Annotated in this window: 17 protein-coding genes; 12 read left to right on the top strand and 5 right to left on the bottom strand. The window is 59.7% G+C overall.

Annotation, left to right across the window (positions count from 1 at the left end):
- Nucleotides 1-17 precede the first annotated feature (17 nt).
- From ACE3SE_RS07945 to ACE3SE_RS07935, 3 genes are all read left to right on the top strand, one after another.
- Complete coding sequence (locus ACE3SE_RS07945; RefSeq protein WP_045846225.1) at nucleotides 18-1,136, top strand: HPP family protein; 1,119 nt, start codon at nucleotides 18-20, stop codon at nucleotides 1,134-1,136.
- 190 nt (nucleotides 1,137-1,326) lie between these two features.
- A complete protein-coding gene (locus tag ACE3SE_RS07940; RefSeq protein WP_374554488.1) occupies nucleotides 1,327-2,523 on the top strand; it encodes an NnrS family protein in 1,197 nt (398 codons plus the stop codon).
- Between the two features lie 75 nt (nucleotides 2,524-2,598).
- Nucleotides 2,599-2,940, top strand: coding sequence for an FKBP-type peptidyl-prolyl cis-trans isomerase (locus ACE3SE_RS07935; RefSeq protein ID WP_045846224.1), 342 nt, complete (start codon nucleotides 2,599-2,601; stop codon nucleotides 2,938-2,940).
- Nucleotides 2,941-2,946: 6 nt separating this feature from the next.
- On the opposite strand, the gene ACE3SE_RS07930 is transcribed toward ACE3SE_RS07935, so the two are convergent.
- The 4 genes from ACE3SE_RS07930 to ACE3SE_RS07915 form a co-directional block, all read right to left on the bottom strand.
- Nucleotides 2,947-4,422, bottom strand: a complete 1,476-nt coding sequence (locus ACE3SE_RS07930; RefSeq protein WP_374554486.1) for a tetratricopeptide repeat protein — start codon at nucleotides 4,420-4,422, stop codon at nucleotides 2,947-2,949.
- An 89-nt stretch (nucleotides 4,423-4,511) separates the two neighbouring features.
- On the bottom strand, nucleotides 4,512-6,374 hold the full coding sequence (locus tag ACE3SE_RS07925) for a DUF1302 domain-containing protein (RefSeq protein ID WP_374554484.1): 1,863 nt from the start codon (nucleotides 6,372-6,374) through the stop codon (nucleotides 4,512-4,514).
- Between the two features lie 200 nt (nucleotides 6,375-6,574).
- Nucleotides 6,575-7,807: an MFS transporter gene (locus ACE3SE_RS07920; RefSeq protein ID WP_374554482.1), complete on the bottom strand. Its 1,233-nt coding sequence runs from the start codon at nucleotides 7,805-7,807 to the stop codon at nucleotides 6,575-6,577.
- Nucleotides 7,808-8,195: 388 nt separating this feature from the next.
- On the bottom strand, nucleotides 8,196-9,422 hold the full coding sequence (locus tag ACE3SE_RS07915) for an EAL domain-containing response regulator (RefSeq protein ID WP_374554480.1): 1,227 nt from the start codon (nucleotides 9,420-9,422) through the stop codon (nucleotides 8,196-8,198).
- A gap of 193 nt (nucleotides 9,423-9,615) precedes the next feature.
- Here ACE3SE_RS07915 and ACE3SE_RS07910 point away from each other — a divergent pair, with 193 nt between their 5' ends.
- The 9 genes from ACE3SE_RS07910 to ACE3SE_RS07870 all read left to right on the top strand — a co-directional run bounded on the left by ACE3SE_RS07910 (nucleotide 9,616) and on the right by ACE3SE_RS07870 (nucleotide 18,437).
- Nucleotides 9,616-10,242 carry a response regulator transcription factor gene (locus ACE3SE_RS07910; RefSeq protein WP_045846221.1) on the top strand — a complete coding sequence of 209 codons (627 nt, stop codon included), beginning with the start codon at nucleotides 9,616-9,618 and terminating at the stop codon, nucleotides 10,240-10,242.
- 358 nt (nucleotides 10,243-10,600) lie between these two features.
- Nucleotides 10,601-11,362 (top strand): SDR family NAD(P)-dependent oxidoreductase, encoded by a 762-nt coding sequence (locus ACE3SE_RS07905; protein WP_374554478.1) that lies wholly within the window; start codon nucleotides 10,601-10,603, stop codon nucleotides 11,360-11,362.
- 3 nt (nucleotides 11,363-11,365) lie between these two features.
- A complete protein-coding gene (locus tag ACE3SE_RS07900; protein ID WP_374554476.1) occupies nucleotides 11,366-12,604 on the top strand; it encodes an enolase C-terminal domain-like protein in 1,239 nt (412 codons plus the stop codon).
- The gene (locus ACE3SE_RS07895) at nucleotides 12,597-13,727 is read left to right on the top strand and encodes an ABC transporter ATP-binding protein (protein ID WP_374554474.1); all 1,131 of its coding nucleotides are present in this window, start codon (nucleotides 12,597-12,599) and stop codon (nucleotides 13,725-13,727) included. The genes ACE3SE_RS07900 and ACE3SE_RS07895 overlap by 8 nt, the downstream gene beginning before the upstream one ends.
- Complete coding sequence (locus ACE3SE_RS07890; RefSeq protein ID WP_131358789.1) at nucleotides 13,724-14,959, top strand: ABC transporter substrate-binding protein; 1,236 nt, start codon at nucleotides 13,724-13,726, stop codon at nucleotides 14,957-14,959. Before ACE3SE_RS07895 ends, ACE3SE_RS07890 begins: the two co-directional genes overlap by 4 nt.
- 49 nt (nucleotides 14,960-15,008) lie before the next feature.
- Complete coding sequence (locus ACE3SE_RS07885) at nucleotides 15,009-15,962, top strand: carbohydrate ABC transporter permease (protein WP_374554472.1); 954 nt, start codon at nucleotides 15,009-15,011, stop codon at nucleotides 15,960-15,962.
- The gene (locus ACE3SE_RS07880; RefSeq protein ID WP_374554470.1) at nucleotides 15,962-16,828 is read left to right on the top strand and encodes a carbohydrate ABC transporter permease; all 867 of its coding nucleotides are present in this window, start codon (nucleotides 15,962-15,964) and stop codon (nucleotides 16,826-16,828) included. Before ACE3SE_RS07885 ends, ACE3SE_RS07880 begins: the two co-directional genes overlap by 1 nt.
- Nucleotides 16,828-17,547, top strand: a complete 720-nt coding sequence (locus tag ACE3SE_RS07875; protein WP_374554468.1) for a GntR family transcriptional regulator — start codon at nucleotides 16,828-16,830, stop codon at nucleotides 17,545-17,547. Before ACE3SE_RS07880 ends, ACE3SE_RS07875 begins: the two co-directional genes overlap by 1 nt.
- Nucleotides 17,544-18,437, top strand: a complete 894-nt coding sequence (locus ACE3SE_RS07870; RefSeq protein ID WP_374554466.1) for an SMP-30/gluconolactonase/LRE family protein — start codon at nucleotides 17,544-17,546, stop codon at nucleotides 18,435-18,437. Before ACE3SE_RS07875 ends, ACE3SE_RS07870 begins: the two co-directional genes overlap by 4 nt.
- Before the next feature lie 57 nt (nucleotides 18,438-18,494).
- Here the strand turns inward: ACE3SE_RS07870 and ACE3SE_RS07865 are convergent, their stop codons facing one another.
- Entirely contained in the window at nucleotides 18,495-21,362 is a 2,868-nt protein-coding gene (locus tag ACE3SE_RS07865) for an adenosylcobalamin-dependent ribonucleoside-diphosphate reductase (protein WP_374554464.1), read from the bottom strand.
- Between the last annotated feature and the right edge of the window lie 107 nt (nucleotides 21,363-21,469).

The raw sequence follows: 21,469 nt of genomic DNA, 5'->3' as shown, positions 1-21,469 counted from the left end.
CCACCTCTGTATCTGTCATGACTTCTTCACCCCAAACCCCACGCACGCGGCACTGGCTGCGTGGCTTTCTGCCCGCCCAGTTACTGGCGGGCCGCCGTGAACGGCTTTATGGCTGTGTCGGTGCCGGTATTGGCCTGCTGCTGACCGAGTTGATCAGCCGTGCCGCGCTGGGTGGCTCCAGCCCCTGGTTCATCGCTCCGATGGGCGCTTCCGCCGTGCTGTTGTTTGCAGTTCCTTCCAGTCCGCTGGCCCAGCCCTGGTCCATGTTGCTGGGCAATCTGGTTTCCGCCGTCATCGGCGTAGCCTGCGCCCACACCATTGCCGACCCCGGACTTGCAGCCAGCATGGCCGGTGCCCTGGCCATTGCCGCCATGTTCCAGCTGCGCTGCCTGCACCCGCCCGGCGGTGCCGTCGCCATTACCGCCGTACTGGGCGGCCCGGCCATCCAGGCCATGGGCTTCCAGTTTGTGCTGTGGCCGGTATTGGCCAATTCCCTGCTGCTGCTGGGCGTGGCCTTGCTGTTCAACAATGCCGTGCAGCGCCGTTATCCGCATCTGCCGGCAGACAACGCCAATCCGCACCACACGCAGGACCCGCTGCCCAGCGAACGCCGTGCCTTCAACCAGCAGGACCTGCACCAGGCTCTGGCCGATTTTGGCGAAGTGCTGGACGTCAGCGAGGACGACCTGGCCGCCATTTTCACCGCAGCAGAACAACAGGCACAAAAGCGCCGCTTTGGTGCCATCCGCTGTGCCGACATCATGTCGCGTGATGTGGTGTCCATCCGGCCGGATGCCAGCTTGCAGCAAGCCTGGGACAAACTGGCCCATCACAAGGTAAAAGCCCTGCCAGTGACCGATGCCGCCGGGCAGCTGCAAGGCATGGTGTCACTGCATGACTTCTTCCTGCCCCACCATCAAGCCAGTGCCATCCCGCAGGCAGCGCGGCTGGATGGCAAGGTAGCCGACATCATGAGCCAGCCGGTGCGCAGCCTGCAGGCCACCCAGCCCATCAGCGAACTGGCATTGGCCTTTTCCGATGGTGGCATGCACCACATGCCGGTGATCGATGCCGCCGGCCAGTTGTGCGGCATGATTACCCAGTCAGACCTGATCGCCGTGCTGTTCAAGCAATAAGGGCTGACAACAGGAAACGGCTGCGTTGCGCCTGCTTGCCCCGGGGGTGCAAGGCAGCGGTTGGCCACCACCGGCCAGTCCACCGTGCCTGTCTGCCTGACAGGCACGGCTGATTGTCTTGACGCGAATCATTCCCATCCTGCCCGCCTGCTGGCGATACTCGGCCATCACCACCTGCATTGAGCTCGCCATGAACACCCAGCCACTCCCCCACCCTTTGCTGCGCGCACCGCACCGCATCGCCTTTCTGTTTGGCATGTTGCTGGCGCTGTTGCTGTTTGCGGCCTGGTTTGCCGAACTGGCCTCGCGCCTGGGCAGCCACCCCATCCTGCCTGCTGTCCCGGCGGTGATGGCCCATGCCTTCCTGATGCTGTACGGCATCTTTCCGCTATTCATGACCGGCTTCATTTTTACCGCAGGGCCGCGTTGGCTGGGCGTGCCTGCGCCATCCCGCCCCCGTTACCTGGGCGTACCGGCCTTGCTGGCCGGCGGATTGCTGTTGTGGCTGGTCGGCCTTGGTCTGGGCCGTGCTTGCTTGCTGGCCGGGCAGCTGCTGTATAGCGCCGGTTTTGCCGGGCTGACACTGACGTTTGGGCAATTGATATGGCGTAGCCAGCAGGCAAACCGCCTGCACGCATGGATGGTGTTGTGCGGCTTTGTACTGGGTTTTGCCGGTTTGCTGGCTGGCTTGTACTGGCTGTACAGCGGCAATGCCAGCGGCTGGCTGCTGATGCGTGACCTGGCCTTGTGGGGCTTTCTGCTGCCGGTGTTCCTTACCGTCTGCCACCGCATGCTGCCGTTTTTCACCGTCAGCGCCATGCCAAACATTCCGGCCTGGAAGCCGGACTGGCTGCTGTGGGCCATGCTGAGCGGCAGCTGGCTGCACGGCCTGCTGTCTATTGCAGGACTGACGACAGTGCCGGCTGACCTGCCCTTCTGCCTGTTGCTGGTTTATATCTGTCGGCGCTGGCAGGGCTGGCGTACCGGGCAGAATCGTCTGCTGTGCATGCTGCACCTGTCTTTTGCCTGGCTGCCGCTGGCTTTCTTGCTGTACAGCCTGGCCGCGCTGCTGCCGGTGTCGCTGGGGCTGGCACCGCTGCATGCCATCACCACAGGATTTTTCATCAGCATGGTGATTGCCTTTGTGTCCCGCGTGTCGCTGGGCCATGCCGGTCAGCCGCTGCAAGCACCTGCCTGGCTGTGGCGGCTGTATCTGGCGGTGCACGGCATGGCCTTGCTGCGCGTGGCCACCGACTGCCTGCCCGCCACGTGGTCAGCCCGCCTGTATGTATTGAGCGCCTGCGCCTGCCTGCTGTTGCTGCTGGGCTGGAGCCTGCGTTTTGTCCGGCTGTATCTGCAAGCGCGTAGCGATGGCCAGCCCGGCTAGTGCATCTTGCTTCTCCCGCTGCCACAGGGCGGCTAAAATGCCGCCTGACATGCAACTGAAGCGGTAACGGAACAGATGGACCAGCAACTGAAAATCGAAGACTTGCACATTGGTGACGGCAAGGAAGTGGTGCGCGGCGCACTGATTACCACCCACTACACCGGCTGGCTGGAAGATGGCAGCAAGTTTGACTCCTCGCATGACAAGGGACGCCCCTTCCAGTGCGTGATCGGCACCGGCCGGGTGATCAAGGGCTGGGATATCGGCCTGATGGGCATGAAAGTGGGCGGCAAGCGCAAGCTGTGGGTTCCGGCGGCGCTGGCTTATGGCGAGCGGCAGATAGGCACGCGCATTCCGCCGCACTCCAATTTGCTGTTTGAAATCGAAGTACTGGAAGTGCTCACCCGCGACGACTGACAGACTTCAGTCAGCCACCTGCTGTGCCAACAGGCCGGCAACTTCATCCAGCACACTGGCCCAGTCACCGGGCTGTGGCTGGCGGAACAAGCGCATGCTGGCATACCAGGGGCTATCGCTACGGCCCAAGCCCCAGCGGAAATCCGGATTGAATGGCAGCAGCAGCCAGCACGGCTTGCCCAAAGCACCGGCCAGGTGCGCCACCGAGGTATCCACGCAGATCACCAGATCCAGCTGGCTGATCAGCCCGGCGGTGTCCTGCATGGTGAGCAGTTGCGCCGCATGGTCGATGATGCCGGAGGCAGCCCGCTCGCCTGTATCTTCACGGTATTCGCGTTGCAGGCTGTGCCACTCGACAGCCTGTTGCAGCAGATCGGGCTGCAGCAGGCCGGACAGCGCAGCCAGCGTCAGGCTGCGCTTGCGGTCATTCAGATGCTTGGCCGAACCGGACCATGCCAGCCCGACACGCAAGCGTTTCTTCTCTCCCAGCAAGCCCGCCCAATGCTGCTGGCAAGCTTCATCCACCGCCAGATAGCCCTGCGCCGCCGGAATGTTGTCCAGCGTGGTGGCCATACGCAAGGGCAGCGACATCACCGGGCAGTGCAAGTCAAAGTGCGGCAGTGCCTCACCTTGGGTAAACACCTGACCGGACGGCAACAACTGGCTGGCCAGCGGTACCAGCGCCGCATTAAGCAGGATCAGCACCCGAGCGCCTTGCGCCTGCAACTGCGGCAGGTAACGCAGCATCTGGATGGCATCGCCCAGGCCCTGTTCCTGATGCAAAAGCAGCGTCTTGCCCGAGAGGTCCTCACCTTGCCATTCCGGCTGGGAAAAGCGCTGCAAGCCGGCACGCAGGCTTAGCTGCTTGTCCAGCTTGCGCGCTTCGTAGTCCTGCCAGCCACGGGCATAGTCGCCTTGCAGCAATGACAGCCAGCCACGGTTATGCCGTGCCAGAGCATCATTGGGCCGCAGCGCAAGCACACGTTCCAGCAGCACCTTCGATTCTGCATACTCCCCGCCATCCGCCTTGAGCGCTGCCATATTCACCAGCGCATCGGCATTGTGCGGGTCCAGCCGTATCGCCATGGCAAAGTCCGCGCGAGCCTGCTCGGGCTGATCCAGCAATACCCGCACATTGCCACGGTTGCTGTAGGCCTCCGCCATGCCAGGACGCAAAGCAACGGCACGGTCCAGATCCTGCAAGGCCTTGGTCAACTGCTGCTGGTTTTTCAACAGGATGCCGCGGTTGACATAGGCTTCGGCCAGGTCCGGTGCCAACGCGATGGCACTGTTGAAATGCGCAAGCGCCCCCTTGGGCTGCACCAGTTGCACCAAGGCAAGCCCCAGCAGGAAATGCACTTCCGGGCTGTCGGGGAAGGCCTTCAGGACGCGACTCAAACTGTCACGCGCCATGGCAGCCTTTCCCTGTTGCAGATGCTGCATGGCCTGATTGATCTTGTTCAGCGCGAGTTGTTGGTTCATGTCGACTGGGGTATTGGCATGGGTGGGCGGGGAAAACTGCGCCGCCAGTGTAAGGGGCAGCCCCGGTACTGGCAAACAGGACGTGCGGCTTACAAGCGCATGCCCAGCCCCAGGGAAACCAGACTGCGGTCACGCAGCACATTGTAATCACCACCGCCGGTTTTCAGATAGCTCAGGTCCAGCTGGTAGTCTCGCCGCACATTCAGCGCCAGGCTGAACATGGTGGTAAACCGCCCCTGAGAATATTGGCCATCATAGGAATAGCCACGCACATCCTGCCCCAGGGTCAGTGCGGGGGTGAGCGTGATATCCGGCCAGCCGGTGGCATAGCGGGCCTCCAGCCGCAGCCGGGCGGCCCAGGCATTGCTGGTGATGAAACCGTCCAGCCGGCAGGTAGCGGCATCGCCACTGCAAGTGGCATACGCCTGACTGGCCGCCATGCCCCAGCCAGCACGGCCATAGCGCATCACGGCCGGGTCCGGCAGGGAGAATACATGTTTGAAACCAAGTTCAGCCGCCAACTTGAAATCGCCACCAGCCCATTTGCCCAGCGGACGCTCCGCGCCGAGGCTGAGGTTCATCACCTGATAGCGGTCATAGCCGTCCGCGCTGGCACCTGCCGGCAGTTTGTACAAGCGCGCCAGCGGGCCACGCCCCAGCAACAGACCGTTGAGAAAATCAGCGCCGTTCCAGGCCAGTGGCTGGTCCGGTATATAGCCCAGCTCGGCATACAGCCCGGTCTTGTCCGGCAGACGGCTGGCAAAGTTCAGCACAAACAAATGCAGATTTGCCGGATAGCTGCGGTAATACTGGCTGCTCAGTCCGGTAGCCTGAGCCTGGCCAGTATTGGCCAGCAAGGGGGTCAGCACGCCCGCAGTATTGTGCTGCACACCGGTATAACCCACCTTGCTGTCGATATTGGCCGCATAAAAACCAAACCTGCCCACACCATTGAGCAGATATTGCAGGCCGGCACCATATTGTCCACCGGATGGCAGGCGGTCTGGGGCGCGGCTGACATAGTCCAGCGCATTCGTCAGGGACTGCGCATCGCTGGTGCTGATGCTGCGGTGGGCAATGGCAGACAACAAGGCACCGTTCAGGGTGAGCTGATTGCACCCTGGCTGCACATAATCGCCAGTGGAATAAAAAGTACCGCAACCGGGATAGACATTGGGAGCAAAAGCAAACTGGTAAAAGGCATCCAGAGTCAGCCGCTCGCTGAGGTTCAGCTTGCCGTAGACGGCCCAGTCCGGAATACCCGTCTCGGCCGCCACCGAACTGGCGCGACTGAGTGCTGCGTAATCGGTGGCATTGACCTGGGACAGCATGCCCCCGGCAGTGGGACTCCCCCAGGGAATGGTTTGCCGCCCGGCACGCAACTGCAGGGGATAGCCGGCAAGCGCCGTGGTGCCATATACATAAGCATCATCCAGCACCACATTGCCAAATCGGCCCAAAGGCACGAAGCCTTCATCACTCAGCGGCGCGCCAGACTGGTAATGGTTGCTTACATTGCCATGCAGCACCGATTGCTGTGCCTGGGTGTAGTCATACCAGGCCTTGCCGGCCAGCCGCAGCCCCAGGCCTTGGTATTGCAGGTCGGCCTGCACATAGCTTTCAATCGCGCTGGAAACGGCATCCCCTGCACGATAGTTCTGATCACCATCGTTCAGGGTATTCATGGACGCCCCCTTGACCAGTACCGGGTCCGGGTTGGCCGCGCGGATTACCGTACCAAGGCCCAGCCAGCCGCGCACGGACAGGCTGGCAGCGCCGACATCCAGCGACGTGGCCTCCCCCAGCTGCGGTTTGATGGTGGTAATGCCATTGCTGACTTCCGCTGCCCACAGTGGCAAGCACAACGCACCCAGCCCTGCCCCAAGCAGCAAGTTGCTGCTGCCGCTTAACCATGGTCGTGCCAATGGTGCCCTGCCATTCTTGTTTTGCATGCTTGTTATGATTATGCCCCGAATTCAAACCATCACATCCGCAACGCCTTGTATGCCACGCCGTTTCCTCAATCGGCTGATGGCTGCGTATCAGATCAGGTCGTCATTCTAACGTCGGCAGCAAAACTTCAACCAGCACAACACCATTACATTTTCTCATCCACCAGCCATATCGCATTACCTGGCCACGCCCCTTGCCTTCAGGAGTGCGCCTTCGCCAGCTCGGGCGTCACTTGCCCCTGGACGCGCCCCACCCACCACAAGGCCACGCCTACCAGTGCCACCGCACACCAGCCATTCAGGCCATAACCCAGAATCTGGCCACTGGCGGTATTACTCAGCAACAAACCACCCAACCAGGCTCCACAACCGTTCCCCAGGGATTGAATGGCACTGTTGACACTGAGAAATGCCCCACGGTTTTGTGGCTGTGGCACGGTGGTCAGCAATGCCTGCAGTGGAATCATGCGACCGGACAAGGCCACCATGAAGACCGGGAAAAAAGCCACGATGGCAATGAAGGGCAAATCCGGCAAATGGGTGACAAACAGCACCGGCAGCATGGAAAACAAGGCCATGATGCGAAACAGCTGGTGCTTGCCATAGCGGTCAGCCAGTTTGCCGATACGGCGGGAGGTAAAAAAGGTCGCTGCCCCGCCTGCCATGTAAATCCAGGCAATCTGCTGCGGGGCAATACCATGGTTGGCTACCAGCACTGGCGAAATAAAGGGAATCACCATCATGTGCGACACCAGCATGAGAAAGGTCAGCCCGAACGCGCGCAGATGCAGCGGATTACTCAGCAAACGCCACAAATCCGGCAACACCTGACGCAATGGCGGTGGTGCCACCTGCAAATGCAGCCGCAAGGAAGGCACCAGCGCCAGCGCGGCCAGCCAGATCAGCACCGACAATACCGCGAGCAGGTAAAACGGCGAAGACCAACCCAGATGAGCACCCAGCACGATGCCGGCCGGCACCCCGGCAATCGCGGCCAGCGAAAAGGCCGTCATGATGGTACCGGTGGCTGCGCCACGGCGGGAAACCGGAATGATGTCACTGACAATGGCCATGATGATGGATCCGAGCACACCACCACTCAAACCGGCAAACGCACGGGCCACCAGCAGCATGTGGAAATTACCGGCCATCGCACACACCAGGTTGGAAACGGCAAACAGGCCGTATATCACCAACAGCAGGCGGCGGCGGTCAAAGCGGTCGATATAGGTGGCGGCAAACAGGCCGGACAGGCCGGAACACCATGAGTAAGCCGAGACCGCAGTGGCAAATGCCGCCGGGCTGATGGCAAAGGCGTGCATGATCTGCGGCCCCAGCGGCATCATCACCATGAAGTCCATGATGATGGTGAACTGGGTTAGCGCCAGCAACCACAACAGGCCGCGTTCGCGTGATGGGCTTGATTCAGCCAAGGGCAACTCCTTGCAGGCATGTCTTGTCCGGACAAACAAGCGCATGATTATTTGATTGACAATATCAACAATATAATTGGTTGTTGATATTGTCAATATTATTTCTGCCTGATGGTTTTCTGGGTGGTGCGATGATGTGCATTGGCGGATCGCTGTCGTATGCCGGACTGCCCACCATTGCCAGGCAAAAACCGGACATCAGTTCTTTTACCTTTGCCTGGTGGCCATGTGCAGTAGGAGTGATAGTCACCGACTGGTGGCCACTGCTGTATGAATTACCGGCAACAGGCCAGCAGCTTGGCTAGCAGGTGTACCACCATGCACTGGACAACTGACAGCGCTGCAGTATCAGCCTGATCGGACTGGCGCAGTGGTCGCTACGCCGCGTCTAGTTGGCCGTGCCAGCCGGTGTCATCATGAAGGAGTCCAAGCGACTTCGCGACATCGGCTCCGCCAGCAGGAAGCCCTGTACCAGATCCACTTGCAGTTGTTTCACCAGCTCGAAATCCTGAGGTCGGCTGACGCCCTCCACCACCACCGAGACATTCTGGCTTTGCAACATGCGCACGGCAAAACCCAGCAGCTTTTCTGCTGCCGGGTCTCCTGCTGCCTGATGCACCAGCAAGCGGTCAATCTTGACCGAATTGGCCGGAATTTCACGCAAATGATGAAAGCCGGAATATCCGGCGCCAAAATCATCCAGTGCCAGATTAAAACCCATCACCCGCAAGCGAATGGCATTTTCCAATGACAAACTCAAGTTATTCAGCGGCTGGGTTTCTGTCAATTCAAGGGTAATGCGACCTGGTGACAAATGCATGGATTGAATGATGGAATTCAATTTTTCAGGCATATCGGGTTTATCAAATTCGCGGACATTGATATTGACTGCCACACCCAGCCTTTTCTGCGGAAACTTGATATCCCAGGCACAGCAATCCCGTGCAGCCTGGCGCAAAATGGTACAAAGCAGTTTCTCGCTCAGATTCAACACATCCACCTGCGGCAGGAACACATCGGGCGTCAGCACGCCATGTACCGGATGCTCCCAGCGGGCAAGGGCTTCAACCGAAAGCACCTCAAGCGTTTGCGGGTCGATCTTGGGCTGATACCAGGGTTTGATCTGGCCAGCCTGCATCGCTTCTTCCAGCTCCTGACGGGAAAACACCATGCTTTCGATAGCCTTCGAAGCCGTGTCATCCGACAGTTGCCGTACACATTGCTGTAACAGGGTGGACAGTTCGCTCGCCGAAAACGGCTTTTCCAGACAAGCCAGTACTGGAAGATGGTAGTGAACGCCAAACCGCTGCACGCTCTGCAGGATGTCCTCGGTATGAGAACTGCAAAAAATCAACTGCGGCAGATCATCCAGCTGGCTGAGGTGACGCATCAACTGAATGCCATCCAGTTCAGGCATGCCAAGGTCGCAGATCATCAGATCGTACTTATTGGCTTTCAGCAATGAAAGTGCCTGCAAGCCATCCCCCACCTCATCCACCAAGCATCCACCATGCTTATCCAGCATGGAAACGATGACCTGACGCTGCGCCGGATGGTCTTCGGCGACAAGAATCTGCAGCGGACGATGACGTCCGGCATTGAATAACCCTGACATGAAATTCACCTGAAATGTGCTACATTGCTTTTATAAGTTTTATATTATCTTTGCCTCAGCACTGATTGATGATGGGAAATTTCTGATTGAATACTAGATTTATCTTATGAAATTTTTCAACAAACCCATTTACTCTCCAACAGTCCCATAACGAATAAAAACTTCCAATCCTGATCATTTCCGGAGATTAATCATGAAAAGCGTCATCATTGTCGATGATCATCCGGCCATTTGCCTGGCTGTCCGTTCCGTTCTGGAAAAATCCGGCCGGTATGCGGTCATCGGGGAAACCGACAATGGCCAGTCTGTCATCGAATTGGTCAGAGAACATAAAGCCGATCTCATCATCATCGACTTGAACATTCCCCGCATCAGTGGACTGGAACTGATCAAGCGCATCAAGAATCAACATCCCGCCATCAAGTTGCTGGTCTTGTCGGCGCAGGATGAAATGGTATATGCCTCAAGGTCCATGCAGGCCGGTGCAGACGGTTTTGTCAGCAAAAGCAAAGACCTCAACGCCATCCTGTCGGCATCGGATGCCATCATGGCCGGTTACAGTTTCTTTCCCCGCGACGTGGTATCCGGTGCCAAGCTTAATGACGAAAACCAGATCGACAGTCGTATCGAAAAACTGTCTGACCGTGAACTTGCCGTCCTGCAACACCTTGCCCAGGGCTTGTCGAACAAGGACATTGCCGACCGGCTGTTCATCAGCAACAAGACAGTTAGCACTTACAAGGTGAATATTTTCGAAAAACTGGGTATTTCGAACGTGGTGGACCTGACTGACTTTGCCCGTAACAACAAACTGGTTTGAGCCCGGAGGCGACTGATGCTCGCCTCTGTCTTAAAGCTATCGGACTTTTCCATCGCCCCTTTCACCCCTTTCTTTGATTCGACTCGTCCGCAGATCGCTGTGGAACGGTAGACGCTCGTTGGGAAGTGCCTCCCTGACCCAAGTGTCAGACCATGCCTGGTACAGGGTATGGCTCGCCATGGCTGCATCCCTTCCGTCCTAGCGCCAATGGGACATCAGTAAACAATCATGCACCCTGGCTGGTTTGTCATTTCTGGCCAAGACCACCAAGAACCCAAGCCACTGCTGACCCTTTGACCGGTTACCCAGCTTTTCGGCCACTAGTATGGTAGCGCTCAAATCCAAGCTGGAGATGGTAATGAGCATAGTGGTCAGTGGGGCTGCCAACGGCATTGGGCAAGCGGTCGCGATGCGACTGGCGGCAGATGGTCAGCCACTGGTATTGGTGGATATCGACGCCAAAGGGCTGGCGCGCATGGCCGAGGCCTTGCCGCGCAACCTTCCCCATCGACTGGTCATCGGTTCGGTTGCCGACCGAGCGACAGCCAATGCCGCGGCAGCAGCGGCGCAAGAACTGGGCGGTGCCCATGGCTTATCCCATAACGCGGGTATCCAACGTTATGGCTCGGCGCTGGACACCTCGCAGCAATGCTGGGATGAAGTCATGGCGACCAATCTGGGCGCAGCCTTCCTGCTGGCCCAGGCCTTGTTGCCCCAGCTGATCGCCAGCCGTGGTGCCCTGGTGTTCATGGCATCGGTGCAAGGCCTGGCCTCTCAGCGCAATGTGGCTGCCTATACGGCATCCAAGCATGGGCTGATCGGCCTGAGCAAATCCATTGCCGTGGATTTTGCCAGCCAGGGCGTGCGCTCCAATGCCATCGCCCCAGGTTCCATCGACACCCCCATGTTGCGCGATGCCATCGCCAGCTCCCCGTCCCCTGCCGCTCTGCGTACAGAAATCGACAGCATGCACCCCCTGGGCCGCGCAGGCCATGCCAGCGAAGTTGCCGAGCTGGTGGCCTTTTTGCTGTCTGAGCGTGCCGCCTTCATTACCGGAGAAGTCATCCGCATTGATGGTGGTCTGCTTGCCCGTATTGGCGGCTCACCCTTACAGGACTGAAATATGGCCATTGTAGATATCAAGGCAACCACGGTTGCCGTTCCTCTGGAAGCTCCGCTCAGACATTCCGCCGGCGTGCACTGGCAGCGCTTTGTCCGCACCGTGGTGGAGGTGGTCGACGATAACGGTTTATCCGGCTGGGGCGAACTGGGCGGTGGCGGCGAAAGTGCCGAAGCGGCCGTCAAGGCCTTGCTGCCCTACCTGAAGGGTCATGATCCGCTGCAGTTTGAACAACTGCGCTGGAAAATCATGAATCCCACGGCCAGCCTGTACAACAACCGTTTGCAATTGCATGCCGCCATCGAAATGGCCTGTATGGATCTGGCTGGAAAGCAACTTGGCATGCGTGCCTGTGATTTCCTTGGCGGTGCGCTGCGCGAGCAGGTGGATTTTGCCGCTTACCTGTTCTACCGCTACGAACATGATGGCCACGGTGGTGAAACCATGCCCGAGGACATGGTTCGCCATGCACTGGAACTGAAGCAGCGCCATGGCTTCCGGGTTCACAAGCTCAAGGGCGGACACTTTGCCCCCGACCACGATATCGCCGTCATGGAAGCGCTGGCCGCCGCCCTGCCTGGCGACCGGCTGCGACTGGACCCGAACGCTACCTGGTCGGTGGAAGAAAGCCTGCGTGTCGGTCGCGCCATCGCCCATCTGCCGAATGATTATCTGGAAGACCCTACCTGGGGGCTGGAAGGCATGCGCCGTGTGCGCGAACGCCAGCCCATTCCCACCGCCACCAATATGGTGGTGGTCAATTTTGAACAGCTGGCGCAATGCATGCGCCACAGCCTGGTGGATGTCATCCTGCTGGATACCACCTTCTGGGGCGGGCTGCGGCAGGCGTACAAGGCAGGCACCGTGCTGGAAACCTTCCAGCACTCCGCCGCCATTCACTCTTCCGGCGAACTGGGCATCCAGCTGGCTTCCATGCTGCATCTGGGCGCTGCCTTGCCCAATCTCAATTTTGCGGCCGATGCCCATTACCATCACCTGAGCGACGATATTCTGGTGGGCGGCAAATTCAGCTATCAGAACGGAGCCATTACCTTGCCGTCCGGGCCGGGTCTGGGGGTCGAAGTGTGCCGTGACAAGCTGGCGCAGTATGCCGAGCACTACCGCAGCGTGGGTGGCTATGCCTATGACCGCGACCCCGGCCGACCCGGCTGGTATGGCATTTTGCCGGAGCGGCGCTGGGCCGACCCGCACCAAAAGCAGGTGGGGGTGCACCATGGCTGAAGTCTGCCTGCGCGACCTGGTCAAGGTATACGAACAGCAGGTGGTGGTGCGCGGCATCAATCTCGATATACCCGATGGAGCCTTCGTGGTGCTGGTCGGCCCTTCCGGTTGCGGCAAGTCCACCACCCTTCGCATGATTGCCGGACTGGAAAGCATCAGCCATGGCCAGTTGCTGATTGACGGCAAACTGGCTAATGAGCTGCCGCCCCAGGAACGTAGCGTGGCCATGGTGTTCCAGTCCTATGCGCTTTATCCGCACATGACGGTGCAGGAAAACCTGGCCTTTTCGCTGAAGCTGGCGGGCATCTCTGCCGCCGAGCGGCAAGACCGGATTGATGCTGCGGTAAAAACACTGGAGCTGGCACCTTACCTGAACCGCAAGCCGGCCGAACTATCCGGTGGCCAGCGCCAGCGGGTGGCCATGGGACGGGCCATCGTACGCGAGCCCAAGGTGTTTCTGTTTGATGAACCGCTATCCAATCTGGATGCCAAGCTGCGCAACCAGATGCGGGTGGAAATCAAGCGTCTGCAACACCGGCTCAAGGTCACCACCGTTTATGTGACCCACGATCAGGTAGAAGCCATGACCCTGGCCGACATCATGGTGGTGATGAAAGACGGAGCCATCGTGCAGCAAGGCAGCCCGCTGGATGTATTCCGGAATCCGGCCAATCACTTTGTTGCCAGCTTCATCGGTACACCGCAAATGAACTTCTTCCACGGCACACTGCAGCAGGAGGGGGAACACTTCTTCTTTGCCTCGCCCGCGCTGCGCATACCACTGGACCGGACACGCTTTGGCACGGCATTGACGCATGGACAGCGTGTCTGCGCCGGCTTGCGCCCGGAAGACATCCTGCCACATTGGCCGGATGAAACACCACCAGCGGCAGAAACCTTTGCCGCCACCATCACGCTGTCGGAAATGCTGGGCAATGAAACCCTGCTGTTTGCCGAATCTGCCAGCGGGCCGCTGATTGCCCGCCAACTGCCCCCACGTCCGGTTGCCGATGGCCAGACCCTGCGCTTTACCGTCCGTACTGAAAACCTGCACCTGTTCGATGCCGATAGCGGCATATCGCTACGTGCTGATCAGCAGCCTCAGGAGACCAATACACCATGACACGCCCAGCCCTGCTCCGTTTTGCTCTGCTAGCTGGCTGCCTGTTCAGCACTGCTGTCTCGGCCAAAGAAGTACAACTGTTCAATGACAAGGGCTTCTGGAGTGGACCATTGCAGGCCGTGGCCAATGCCGCGCGCACCGATGGCATCAGCCTGAAAATTTCACCTTATGCCAGTGCGGAGCAATACAAGACCTTCATTCAGGCCTCGGTCGCCTCTGGCCGCACACCGGAGCTGTTTACCTGGTGGACCGGCGCATCGCTGAATACGCTGGCAGCCACCGGTCAGCTGGCACCACTGGACGCACTGTGGAAAGAGATGGAAGCCGATGGCCGCTTTCAGCCTGGCGTCAAGGAGCTGTTCAGCGTGGGTGGTCAGCCCTATGCCGTTCCTTTGCAGCTGTCGCGCTGGGTGGTGTTGTACGACAAGCGCGTATTTGCCCGTCTGGGCTTGAAACCGCCCAGCAACTGGGCCGAGCTGCAAACCGTTGCTGCTCGTATCAAAGCTGCCGGCCAAACGCCGTTTCTGGCCACCACCCAGGATGGCTGGCGCGGCTTCATCTGGTTTCAGGAACTGCTGCTGCGCACCGACCCCAAGGCCTATGTCGGCCTGAACAATGGCAGCGTGGCCTATGACAGCCCGGCGGTGCGCAAGGTATTCAGCATATGGGCCGACATGTATGCCAAAGGCTGGTTTTCCGACCCGCGTTCCAATGAAGAAATCAACGACTTTGTCCGGGGCAAGGGGGTGATGTATTTGTTCGGCGATTGGGCAGTCGGCCTGCTGGGCAAGGCGGGCTTCCCACTTCAGGAGCTGGGCGTATTCATCCTGCCCAATGCGCCTGGTGTGCAGCAGCCGGCCATTATTGTGGAAGGCGCACCGATTGTGGTTTCCCGCAAGGGAGCAGCCAATCCCGATGTAATGAAGACGCTGCGCTTCTGGGTTTCCAACCAGGGTGCGCAAACCTGGGGCAAGGCATCGGGCAACTATATCGGCAACAACAAGATTGCCGCCCCCAATGCCATTGTCAGCCAGGTGAATGCCCAACTGGCCCAAACGCGGCATGCCATGTTTCTGCGCTGGTGGGAAGGCGTGCCCACCGCATTGCAAGGAGAGATGGTGGCGGAATTCAACCGTTTCATGCTCAAACCGGACATGAACACCGCCCAGAACGTCATGCAGCGCATGCAAAGCCTGAATGCGGCTTATTGGAGCAAGCGCAAGAAGTCCTGATCCATCGCCTGGCCACCGGCCAGCCACCCGCACTTGAACGGAGACCGGCATGAACCCGCTCTTGCAGCACGATCAACAACTGCTGGCCCGCATCGGACTGGCACAAATCAAGGCACGCGAACGCGCCCGACAAGGGCGTCAGTTCCGCCTGGCACTGCGCTTCATGGCACCTGCCCTGCTGTTGGTGACAGCCCTGCTGTTACTGCCGGTGCTGTACAACATCTGGCTCAGCTTTACCCAATGGCAATTGTTTGAGGGCCGGGACGAGTTCGCCGGCTGGGAAAACTATCACCAGTTGTGGTCCAGCCCCTACTTTGACGATGCGTTGGGCAATACCGCGCTGTGGGTGCTGGCCTCGGTACTGTTTCCCCTCACGGCAGGATTGGGACTGGCGCTGCTGTTCCGCCAGATGCCTGGCCAGGAATGGTTCAAATCCATTATTTTTCTGCCGCGCATTCTGGCCCCGACGGCGGTGGGTGTGATGTGGTACTACGTGTACGCACCACAAGGCATGCTCAACCAGATGCTGGGACAGTTCACCAGCATGCCGGTGGAAACCGGCTGGCTGTTTGAAGAACAGCTGGTCACGCCAGCCATCATCCTGACCTTTGTCTGGCAAAGCTGCGGGTTGGTGATGGTCTTGCTGTTGCTGGGGCTGGCTGCGCTACCGCGCGACCCGCTGGATGCTGCCCGCATGGATGGTGCCCTGCCCTGGCAGGTGTTCCGCCACATCACCCTGCCCTTGCTCGCCCCCACCTTGCTGATGGTGGTGATTCTGTCAGTACTGGCCGGCTTTACCGTGTTTGATCTGCTGTGGGTGATGGGAGCGAACTATCCGCAGCAGCGCACCCTGTCGCTGGCGGTGTTCATGTACTTCGAAGCCTTCCAGAAAAACAGCTGGGCCTTTGCTGCCGCCACCGCCGTGGTGATTGGTAGCGTGGTGCTGGCCGTCACCTGGCTCCAGACCTTATTGCAAGCCCGTGTAGACAGGATGGTCCGCTGATGCAAAACCTGACATCGCAACAAGCCAAATGGCTGGCCCTGCCGCCGCCGGCATCTCCGCCACGCTGGGGCAAGGCCCTGTGCGGATTAGCCATCGCCTTGCTGTGGCTGCTGCCCTTCAGCTATGTCTTGCTGGCCATCTTCAAATCCACCGCCGAGTATGCCGCCTCGCCTCCACTGTCCCTGCCCGAGAGTGTGTCCCCCTTGCTGGAGAATATCCGCATGGCCTGGGAACAGGGCGATATGGCGCAGGCCATGCTCAACTCCAGCTTGTATGCCGCGGTGGGTGCCTCGCTGGCGGTGCTGCTGGCCGCCATGGCCGCTTATCCACTGGCACGCATGCAATTCAGGCATCGCAATCTGTGGTTCCTGCTGCTGTTTGCCGGCACGGTGTTTCCCTTCCAGATGTACCTGATTCCACTGTTCTTCGGCTTCCAGTGGGCTGAGCTGCTGGATACGCATCTGGGCATGTGCCTGCTGTATACCGCCATCTGCATTCCTTTCCCGGTGCTGGTATTACGCAATTACATGCAGAACCTCAGCCTGGAAATCGACCAGGCGGCACGGCTGGATGGCGCGTCGGAATTCACGCTGTTCTGGCGCATCATCCTGCCCAATCTGCGCGGCCCGATGTCGGCGGTGTTCCTGCTGCAATTCACCTGGATCTGGAACGACATGCTGTTTTCCTCGGTGCTGGGCAATAGCCCGGACACCCGTTCCATCATGAATGCCTTGCTGGTATTCCAGGGCAGTTATGCGCAAAGCGGGCCCAATATCATGCTGACCGCCGCCGTGCTGGCCTCGCTACCCACCTTATTGCTGTTTGTGCTGCTGCGCCGTCAGTTCATGCAAGGTCTGCGAGTGTAATGAGCAAGCCTGCAGCCTTGGCTACGCCCAAACCCTTTGTGCCGGATCCGCGCCAGCCGCTGGCGCGCCAGCTATACCAGTTGCTGCTGGAGCGGATTTGTCGCTTTGAACTGGAACCGGGTCAGCTGATTTCCGAAGCCTCGCTTTCCGCCACCCTGGGCGTCAGCCGTACCCCGGTGCGCGAGGCGATGGCCAGGCTGGCGGAACAGGGTCTGCTGGAAGTCATGCCGCAGCGGGGCAGCCGTGTACTAACGCTGCGCCGCAGCGATCTGGAAAAGTCGCAATTCATGCGCGAAGCATTGGAAACCGCCATGTTGCGCAAAGTCATGGCCATTGCGGATCGCCAGCTCCTGCTGATGCAGCTGGACAAGGAAATCACTCTGCAACGTACTTATCTGCAAGTGGGCGATCTGGAACGCTTTTATCAGTCGGACGAGGATTTTCACCGCCATATCGCCCTGTTTGCCGGCTGCGGACCGGTGATCGAGGAGATTGCCCGCGTCAAGGTGCATATGGACCGTTTCCGGCAATTGACGGTGGCCTCGGTGGAGGATCTGGCCATGGTGATTGCCCAGCACCAGGCCATACGCGACAGCATTGCCGGCAGCGATGGCATGGAAGCGGAAGCCTGCCTGCAGTTGCATCTGCGGCGGATATTCTCTTTTCTGGAGCAGGCGCAAGCCCTGTTTCCGCACTATTTTTCCGAATCAGAATCATGAAAATAGCCATCTGGGGCAGACAACGCGACCACGTAGGCGAAAGCCCGTTCTGGGATGCGGTACACGGCTGCTTGTGGTCGGTGGACATGACGGCACAGGCCATCAGCCGCCGCTGGCCGGATGGCCGCACCGACAGCTTTCCCACTGCCGAACTGCCTGCCGCACTGGCGCTGAACCGGCAGGGCGACATGGCGGTGGTGGCCTTCGCCAGCGGCACCGCGCTGTGGACGCCCACACAAGGGCTGTTGCACTGGCTCACCCGGCCGGAAACCGACCCGCTGCTGCGGCTGAATGAAGGCAAGTGTGATCCGGCCGGACGCTTCTGGGTGGCCAGCATGGAAAACAATCTGGACGACAATGGCCAGCCACGCGCCACCTCCCGCTTTGCCGGTCGCCTGTGGCGCACCAGCGGGGAGCAAGCCATCGCCTTGAGCGCAGCCGAATTCGGCTGTCCCAATACCATGGCCTGGTCGCCCGACCAGCGCTGCTTTTATGCTGGCGACAGCCAGCGCAATGCCATCTGGGTGTGGGACTACGACGCGGCATCCGGCGACATCAGCCAGCGCCGGGTGTTGCAACAAGGCGGGCCGGGCATTCCCGATGGTTCGGCCATGGATGAGGATGGCTGTCTGTGGACGGCCCGCTTTGGCGGAGGCTGCATCGTGCGAACCACACCAACAGGTAAAACCGACCGCATCATCCCGCTGCCGGCGCGTAACCCGACCAGTTGTACCTTCGGCAATGCCGATGGTGGTAGCAGACTGGATACCCTGCTGATTACTTCCGCCCGCTTCGGCCTGAGTCAGCCTGGCCCGCAAGATGGTGCGGTACTGGCCATTCGCACTGGCCACTGCGGCCTGCCAGAAAACCGCTATCAGGACGATGGCTGAGGCTCAAGCCTGCAGGCAGGTCAGCTTACAGACCGCCCCACCCGCAAGCACTACACCTTAACCACAAGCCCCAACATGGCCGCAGGCGGTGCAGAATTCACAACCATCCTTCTTGATCAGCGCATGATTGCCGCATTCCGGGCAGGGCTTGCCGGACAAGGGTTTGAGTGCCGGCTGGGCGGCAGTTTCCGGGCTGAACAGATCGCTCTGCTCCGGCACCATCACCCCCATTTCTTCCAGCGGCACCCCATCCTGGGTCAGCACACCCAGCATGGCGTAGCGATGAATCATCAGCTGCGCCATATAGGCCACGGTGGACGGCCAGCTTTGCGATTTTTCCTGACCCGGAATGCGGGCAAAGAAATCGCCTTGTGGCTCGGCATAGCTCAACAGCTTACGCAGCTTCATGCCGATCCAGGCCGGATCGATCACCCGCATGTCCAGCGACAGCATCTTGCACAGGCCATCCAGTTCACGCGGGTAATTACCGGCCAGCCACACCGAGTACGGGCGGCGCTGGCCATTGGGCAATACCAGTTCTTTCAGGAAGAGCACGAAATCGTCACCGGTTTGCGGGTTGGCCACATCCACCGACCAGCTCATGGTGCCATCGGTGCCGGATTTCGGTTCCTTGCGGGCAAACAGCGCATCCATCACCGGGGTGGGTTCGTGCTGGTCAGCAGTCAGTGCGCCCAGCTGTTCCACGCGATGACGTACCACCTGCCCCAGTGCGGCGGCAGCGGAAGTGGCATAGACGGTGCGTTCGCCCAGCTCGAACACATAGCGCTTGTCGCCATTGGTATGCGACAAGGCTTCCAGCTTGGCCGACAGCCAGGCGTGGTCGCGGCAGCGCATGTCCATCGAAAGGGTCTTGGCAATCGCGCCCAGGCCACGCTGTTCTTCGGTGGCATTCACCCAGCACTCAAACGGCGTAATGCGGCCATTTTCCACATGTCCCACCACCACGGCAAAGTCACCGGCCGGGCCTTCCACCATATAGGTCCAGGAGGGGTTGCCCTCTTTCAGCTTGGGCCGGTTTGGCCATTTCAGGCTGGCCAGCGCCGGGCTGGGCGCAGTGTTCAGGGTGATGCGGCGGTCCGGGTCGCCATCCTGGCTGGCGGACAGGTCCTGCGGGGCTTCCTTGGCGCTTTCCTTGGCCGGTTCCACCGACAGTACCGAACCGAGCACGCTGTTGGGACGGTAAGTGGTAATGCCCTTCAGGCCATTGCGCCAGGCTTCCAGATACAGGCTTTCGAAATCGGCAAACGGATAATCCGCCGGCACGTTCACCGTCTTGGAGATGGCGGTGTCGATATACGGGGCCACGGCAGCCACCATGCGCATATGGTCCAGCGCACTCATTTCCAGAGCCGAGACAAAGTAGTCCGGCAGCGCCTGGGTGTCGCCACCCTGCATGCGGTAGACGCGATAGGCATGGTCTTCCACCAGGTATTCCTGGGTCGTGCCATCGGCCATGCGCTTTTTGCGGGTGTAGAACCAGGAGAACGGCGGCTCGATGCCATTGCTGGCGTTATCGGCAAACGCCAGCGAAATGGTGCCGGTAGGAGCTATCGACAGCAGGTGCGAGTTGCGGATGCCGTGCTTGCGGATACGGGCCTTGATGCTGTCAGGCAGGCGGCTGGCGCAATGCGGTTCGGCCAGATATTTGTCGGCATCAAACAGCGGGAAAGCGCCCTTCTCGATAGCCAGGTCCACCGAGGCATCATAGGCTGCATCGCGCATGGATTCGGAAATGCGCGCGGCAAAACGTCGGCCTTCTTCGCTGTCGTAACGAATCTTCAGCATGATCAGCGCATCGCCCAGGCCGGTAAAACCCAGACCGACGCGGCGTTTGGACTGCGCTTCGCGCTCCTGCTCTTTCAACGGCCATACGGTCAGGTCCAGCACATTGTCCAGCATGCGGATGGACATGCGCACCACGTTCTCGAAGGCCTTGAAATCAAAGCTGGGCTTGGCTCCAAACGGTTGACGCACGTATTTGGTGAGATTGACCGAACCCAGGTCGCAGCAGCCGTAATCCGGCAGCGGTTGTTCGCCGCAGGGGTTGGTGGATTCAATCACCTCGCAATAGGACAGGTTGTTGTCCTGGTTGATCTTGGACATGAACAGCACGCCCGGCTCGGCGTGGTCATAGGTGGATTCCATGATCTGCTGCCACAGCGCACGGGCAGACACCTTGCGGTACACCCACAGGCCGTCGGCACGCTGGTAGTGGCCGGGGAAGGCGTCGGTGGCCGGTTCCACGCTGTGCGTCAGTTCCCACTCGGCGTCGGCTTCCACCGCGCGCATGAAATCGTCGGATACACCAACCGAAATATTGAAGTTGCGCAGGTCGCCCTTGTCCTTGGCGTGGATGAAGTCTTCCACGTCCGGATGGCTGACATCCAGCACACCCATTTGCGCACCGCGACGGGCACCGGCGGATTCCACCGTCTCGCAGCTGCGGTCAAACACCCGCATGTACGATACCGGCCCGGAAGCGCGGCTATTGGTGCCTTTTACCCGTGCACCCTTGGGACGGATGCGCGAGAAGTTGTAGCCCACACCACCGCCACGGCGCATGGTTTCGGCGGCCTGCAGCAAGGCTTCGTAGATACCGGCCTTGCCATTGGAAGGTTCGGAGACCGAATCGCCCACCGGCTGCACAAAGCAGTTGATCAGCGTGGCGCGCAGCTCGGTACCGGCAGCCGAATTGATGCGGCCACCGGGAATGAAGCCATTGTCCAGTGCCTGGAAAAACAGCGGCTCGAAGCGGGCCGGGTCCTGCTCCAGCGCCGCCAGGGCACGGGCTACCCGCAGTCTGACCTCGCTGACGCTCTGTTCATCACCCTTGGCATACTTTTCCAGCAATACCTCGCGCGAGATATCCTGCTCCAGCATGACGGCACTGTTTTCACGCTTCATTCCGGCCCCTCGATTTCCTGAAATTTTTGAGAATTTTCCTGACTTCTGCAGCCTTGCCACTTTGGCAATCCATGACTTTACGCCTGTTCGCCAAGCAATGCACACCC

Source organism: Aquitalea pelogenes, from assembly GCF_041914625.1.
GTDB classification, from domain to species: domain Bacteria; phylum Pseudomonadota; class Gammaproteobacteria; order Burkholderiales; family Chromobacteriaceae; genus Aquitalea; species Aquitalea pelogenes.
This window is presented reverse-complemented; position numbering and strand designations above follow the sequence as displayed.

Coding starts and splice junctions, on each gene's coding strand:
- ACE3SE_RS07945 (WP_045846225.1), top strand. CDS start 18: ATGACTTCTTCACCCCAAACCCCACGCACGCGGCACTGGCTGCGTGGC.
- ACE3SE_RS07940 (WP_374554488.1), top strand. CDS start 1,327: ATGAACACCCAGCCACTCCCCCACCCTTTGCTGCGCGCACCGCACCGC.
- ACE3SE_RS07935 (WP_045846224.1), top strand. CDS start 2,599: ATGGACCAGCAACTGAAAATCGAAGACTTGCACATTGGTGACGGCAAG.
- ACE3SE_RS07930 (WP_374554486.1), bottom strand. CDS start 4,422: ATGAACCAACAACTCGCGCTGAACAAGATCAATCAGGCCATGCAGCAT.
- ACE3SE_RS07925 (WP_374554484.1), bottom strand. CDS start 6,374: ATGCAAAACAAGAATGGCAGGGCACCATTGGCACGACCATGGTTAAGC.
- ACE3SE_RS07915 (WP_374554480.1), bottom strand. CDS start 9,422: ATGTCAGGGTTATTCAATGCCGGACGTCATCGTCCGCTGCAGATTCTT.
- ACE3SE_RS07910 (WP_045846221.1), top strand. CDS start 9,616: ATGAAAAGCGTCATCATTGTCGATGATCATCCGGCCATTTGCCTGGCT.
- ACE3SE_RS07905 (WP_374554478.1), top strand. CDS start 10,601: ATGAGCATAGTGGTCAGTGGGGCTGCCAACGGCATTGGGCAAGCGGTC.
- ACE3SE_RS07900 (WP_374554476.1), top strand. CDS start 11,366: ATGGCCATTGTAGATATCAAGGCAACCACGGTTGCCGTTCCTCTGGAA.
- ACE3SE_RS07895 (WP_374554474.1), top strand. CDS start 12,597: ATGGCTGAAGTCTGCCTGCGCGACCTGGTCAAGGTATACGAACAGCAG.
- ACE3SE_RS07890 (WP_131358789.1), top strand. CDS start 13,724: ATGACACGCCCAGCCCTGCTCCGTTTTGCTCTGCTAGCTGGCTGCCTG.
- ACE3SE_RS07885 (WP_374554472.1), top strand. CDS start 15,009: ATGAACCCGCTCTTGCAGCACGATCAACAACTGCTGGCCCGCATCGGA.
- ACE3SE_RS07880 (WP_374554470.1), top strand. CDS start 15,962: ATGCAAAACCTGACATCGCAACAAGCCAAATGGCTGGCCCTGCCGCCG.
- ACE3SE_RS07875 (WP_374554468.1), top strand. CDS start 16,828: ATGAGCAAGCCTGCAGCCTTGGCTACGCCCAAACCCTTTGTGCCGGAT.
- ACE3SE_RS07870 (WP_374554466.1), top strand. CDS start 17,544: ATGAAAATAGCCATCTGGGGCAGACAACGCGACCACGTAGGCGAAAGC.
- ACE3SE_RS07865 (WP_374554464.1), bottom strand. CDS start 21,362: ATGAAGCGTGAAAACAGTGCCGTCATGCTGGAGCAGGATATCTCGCGC.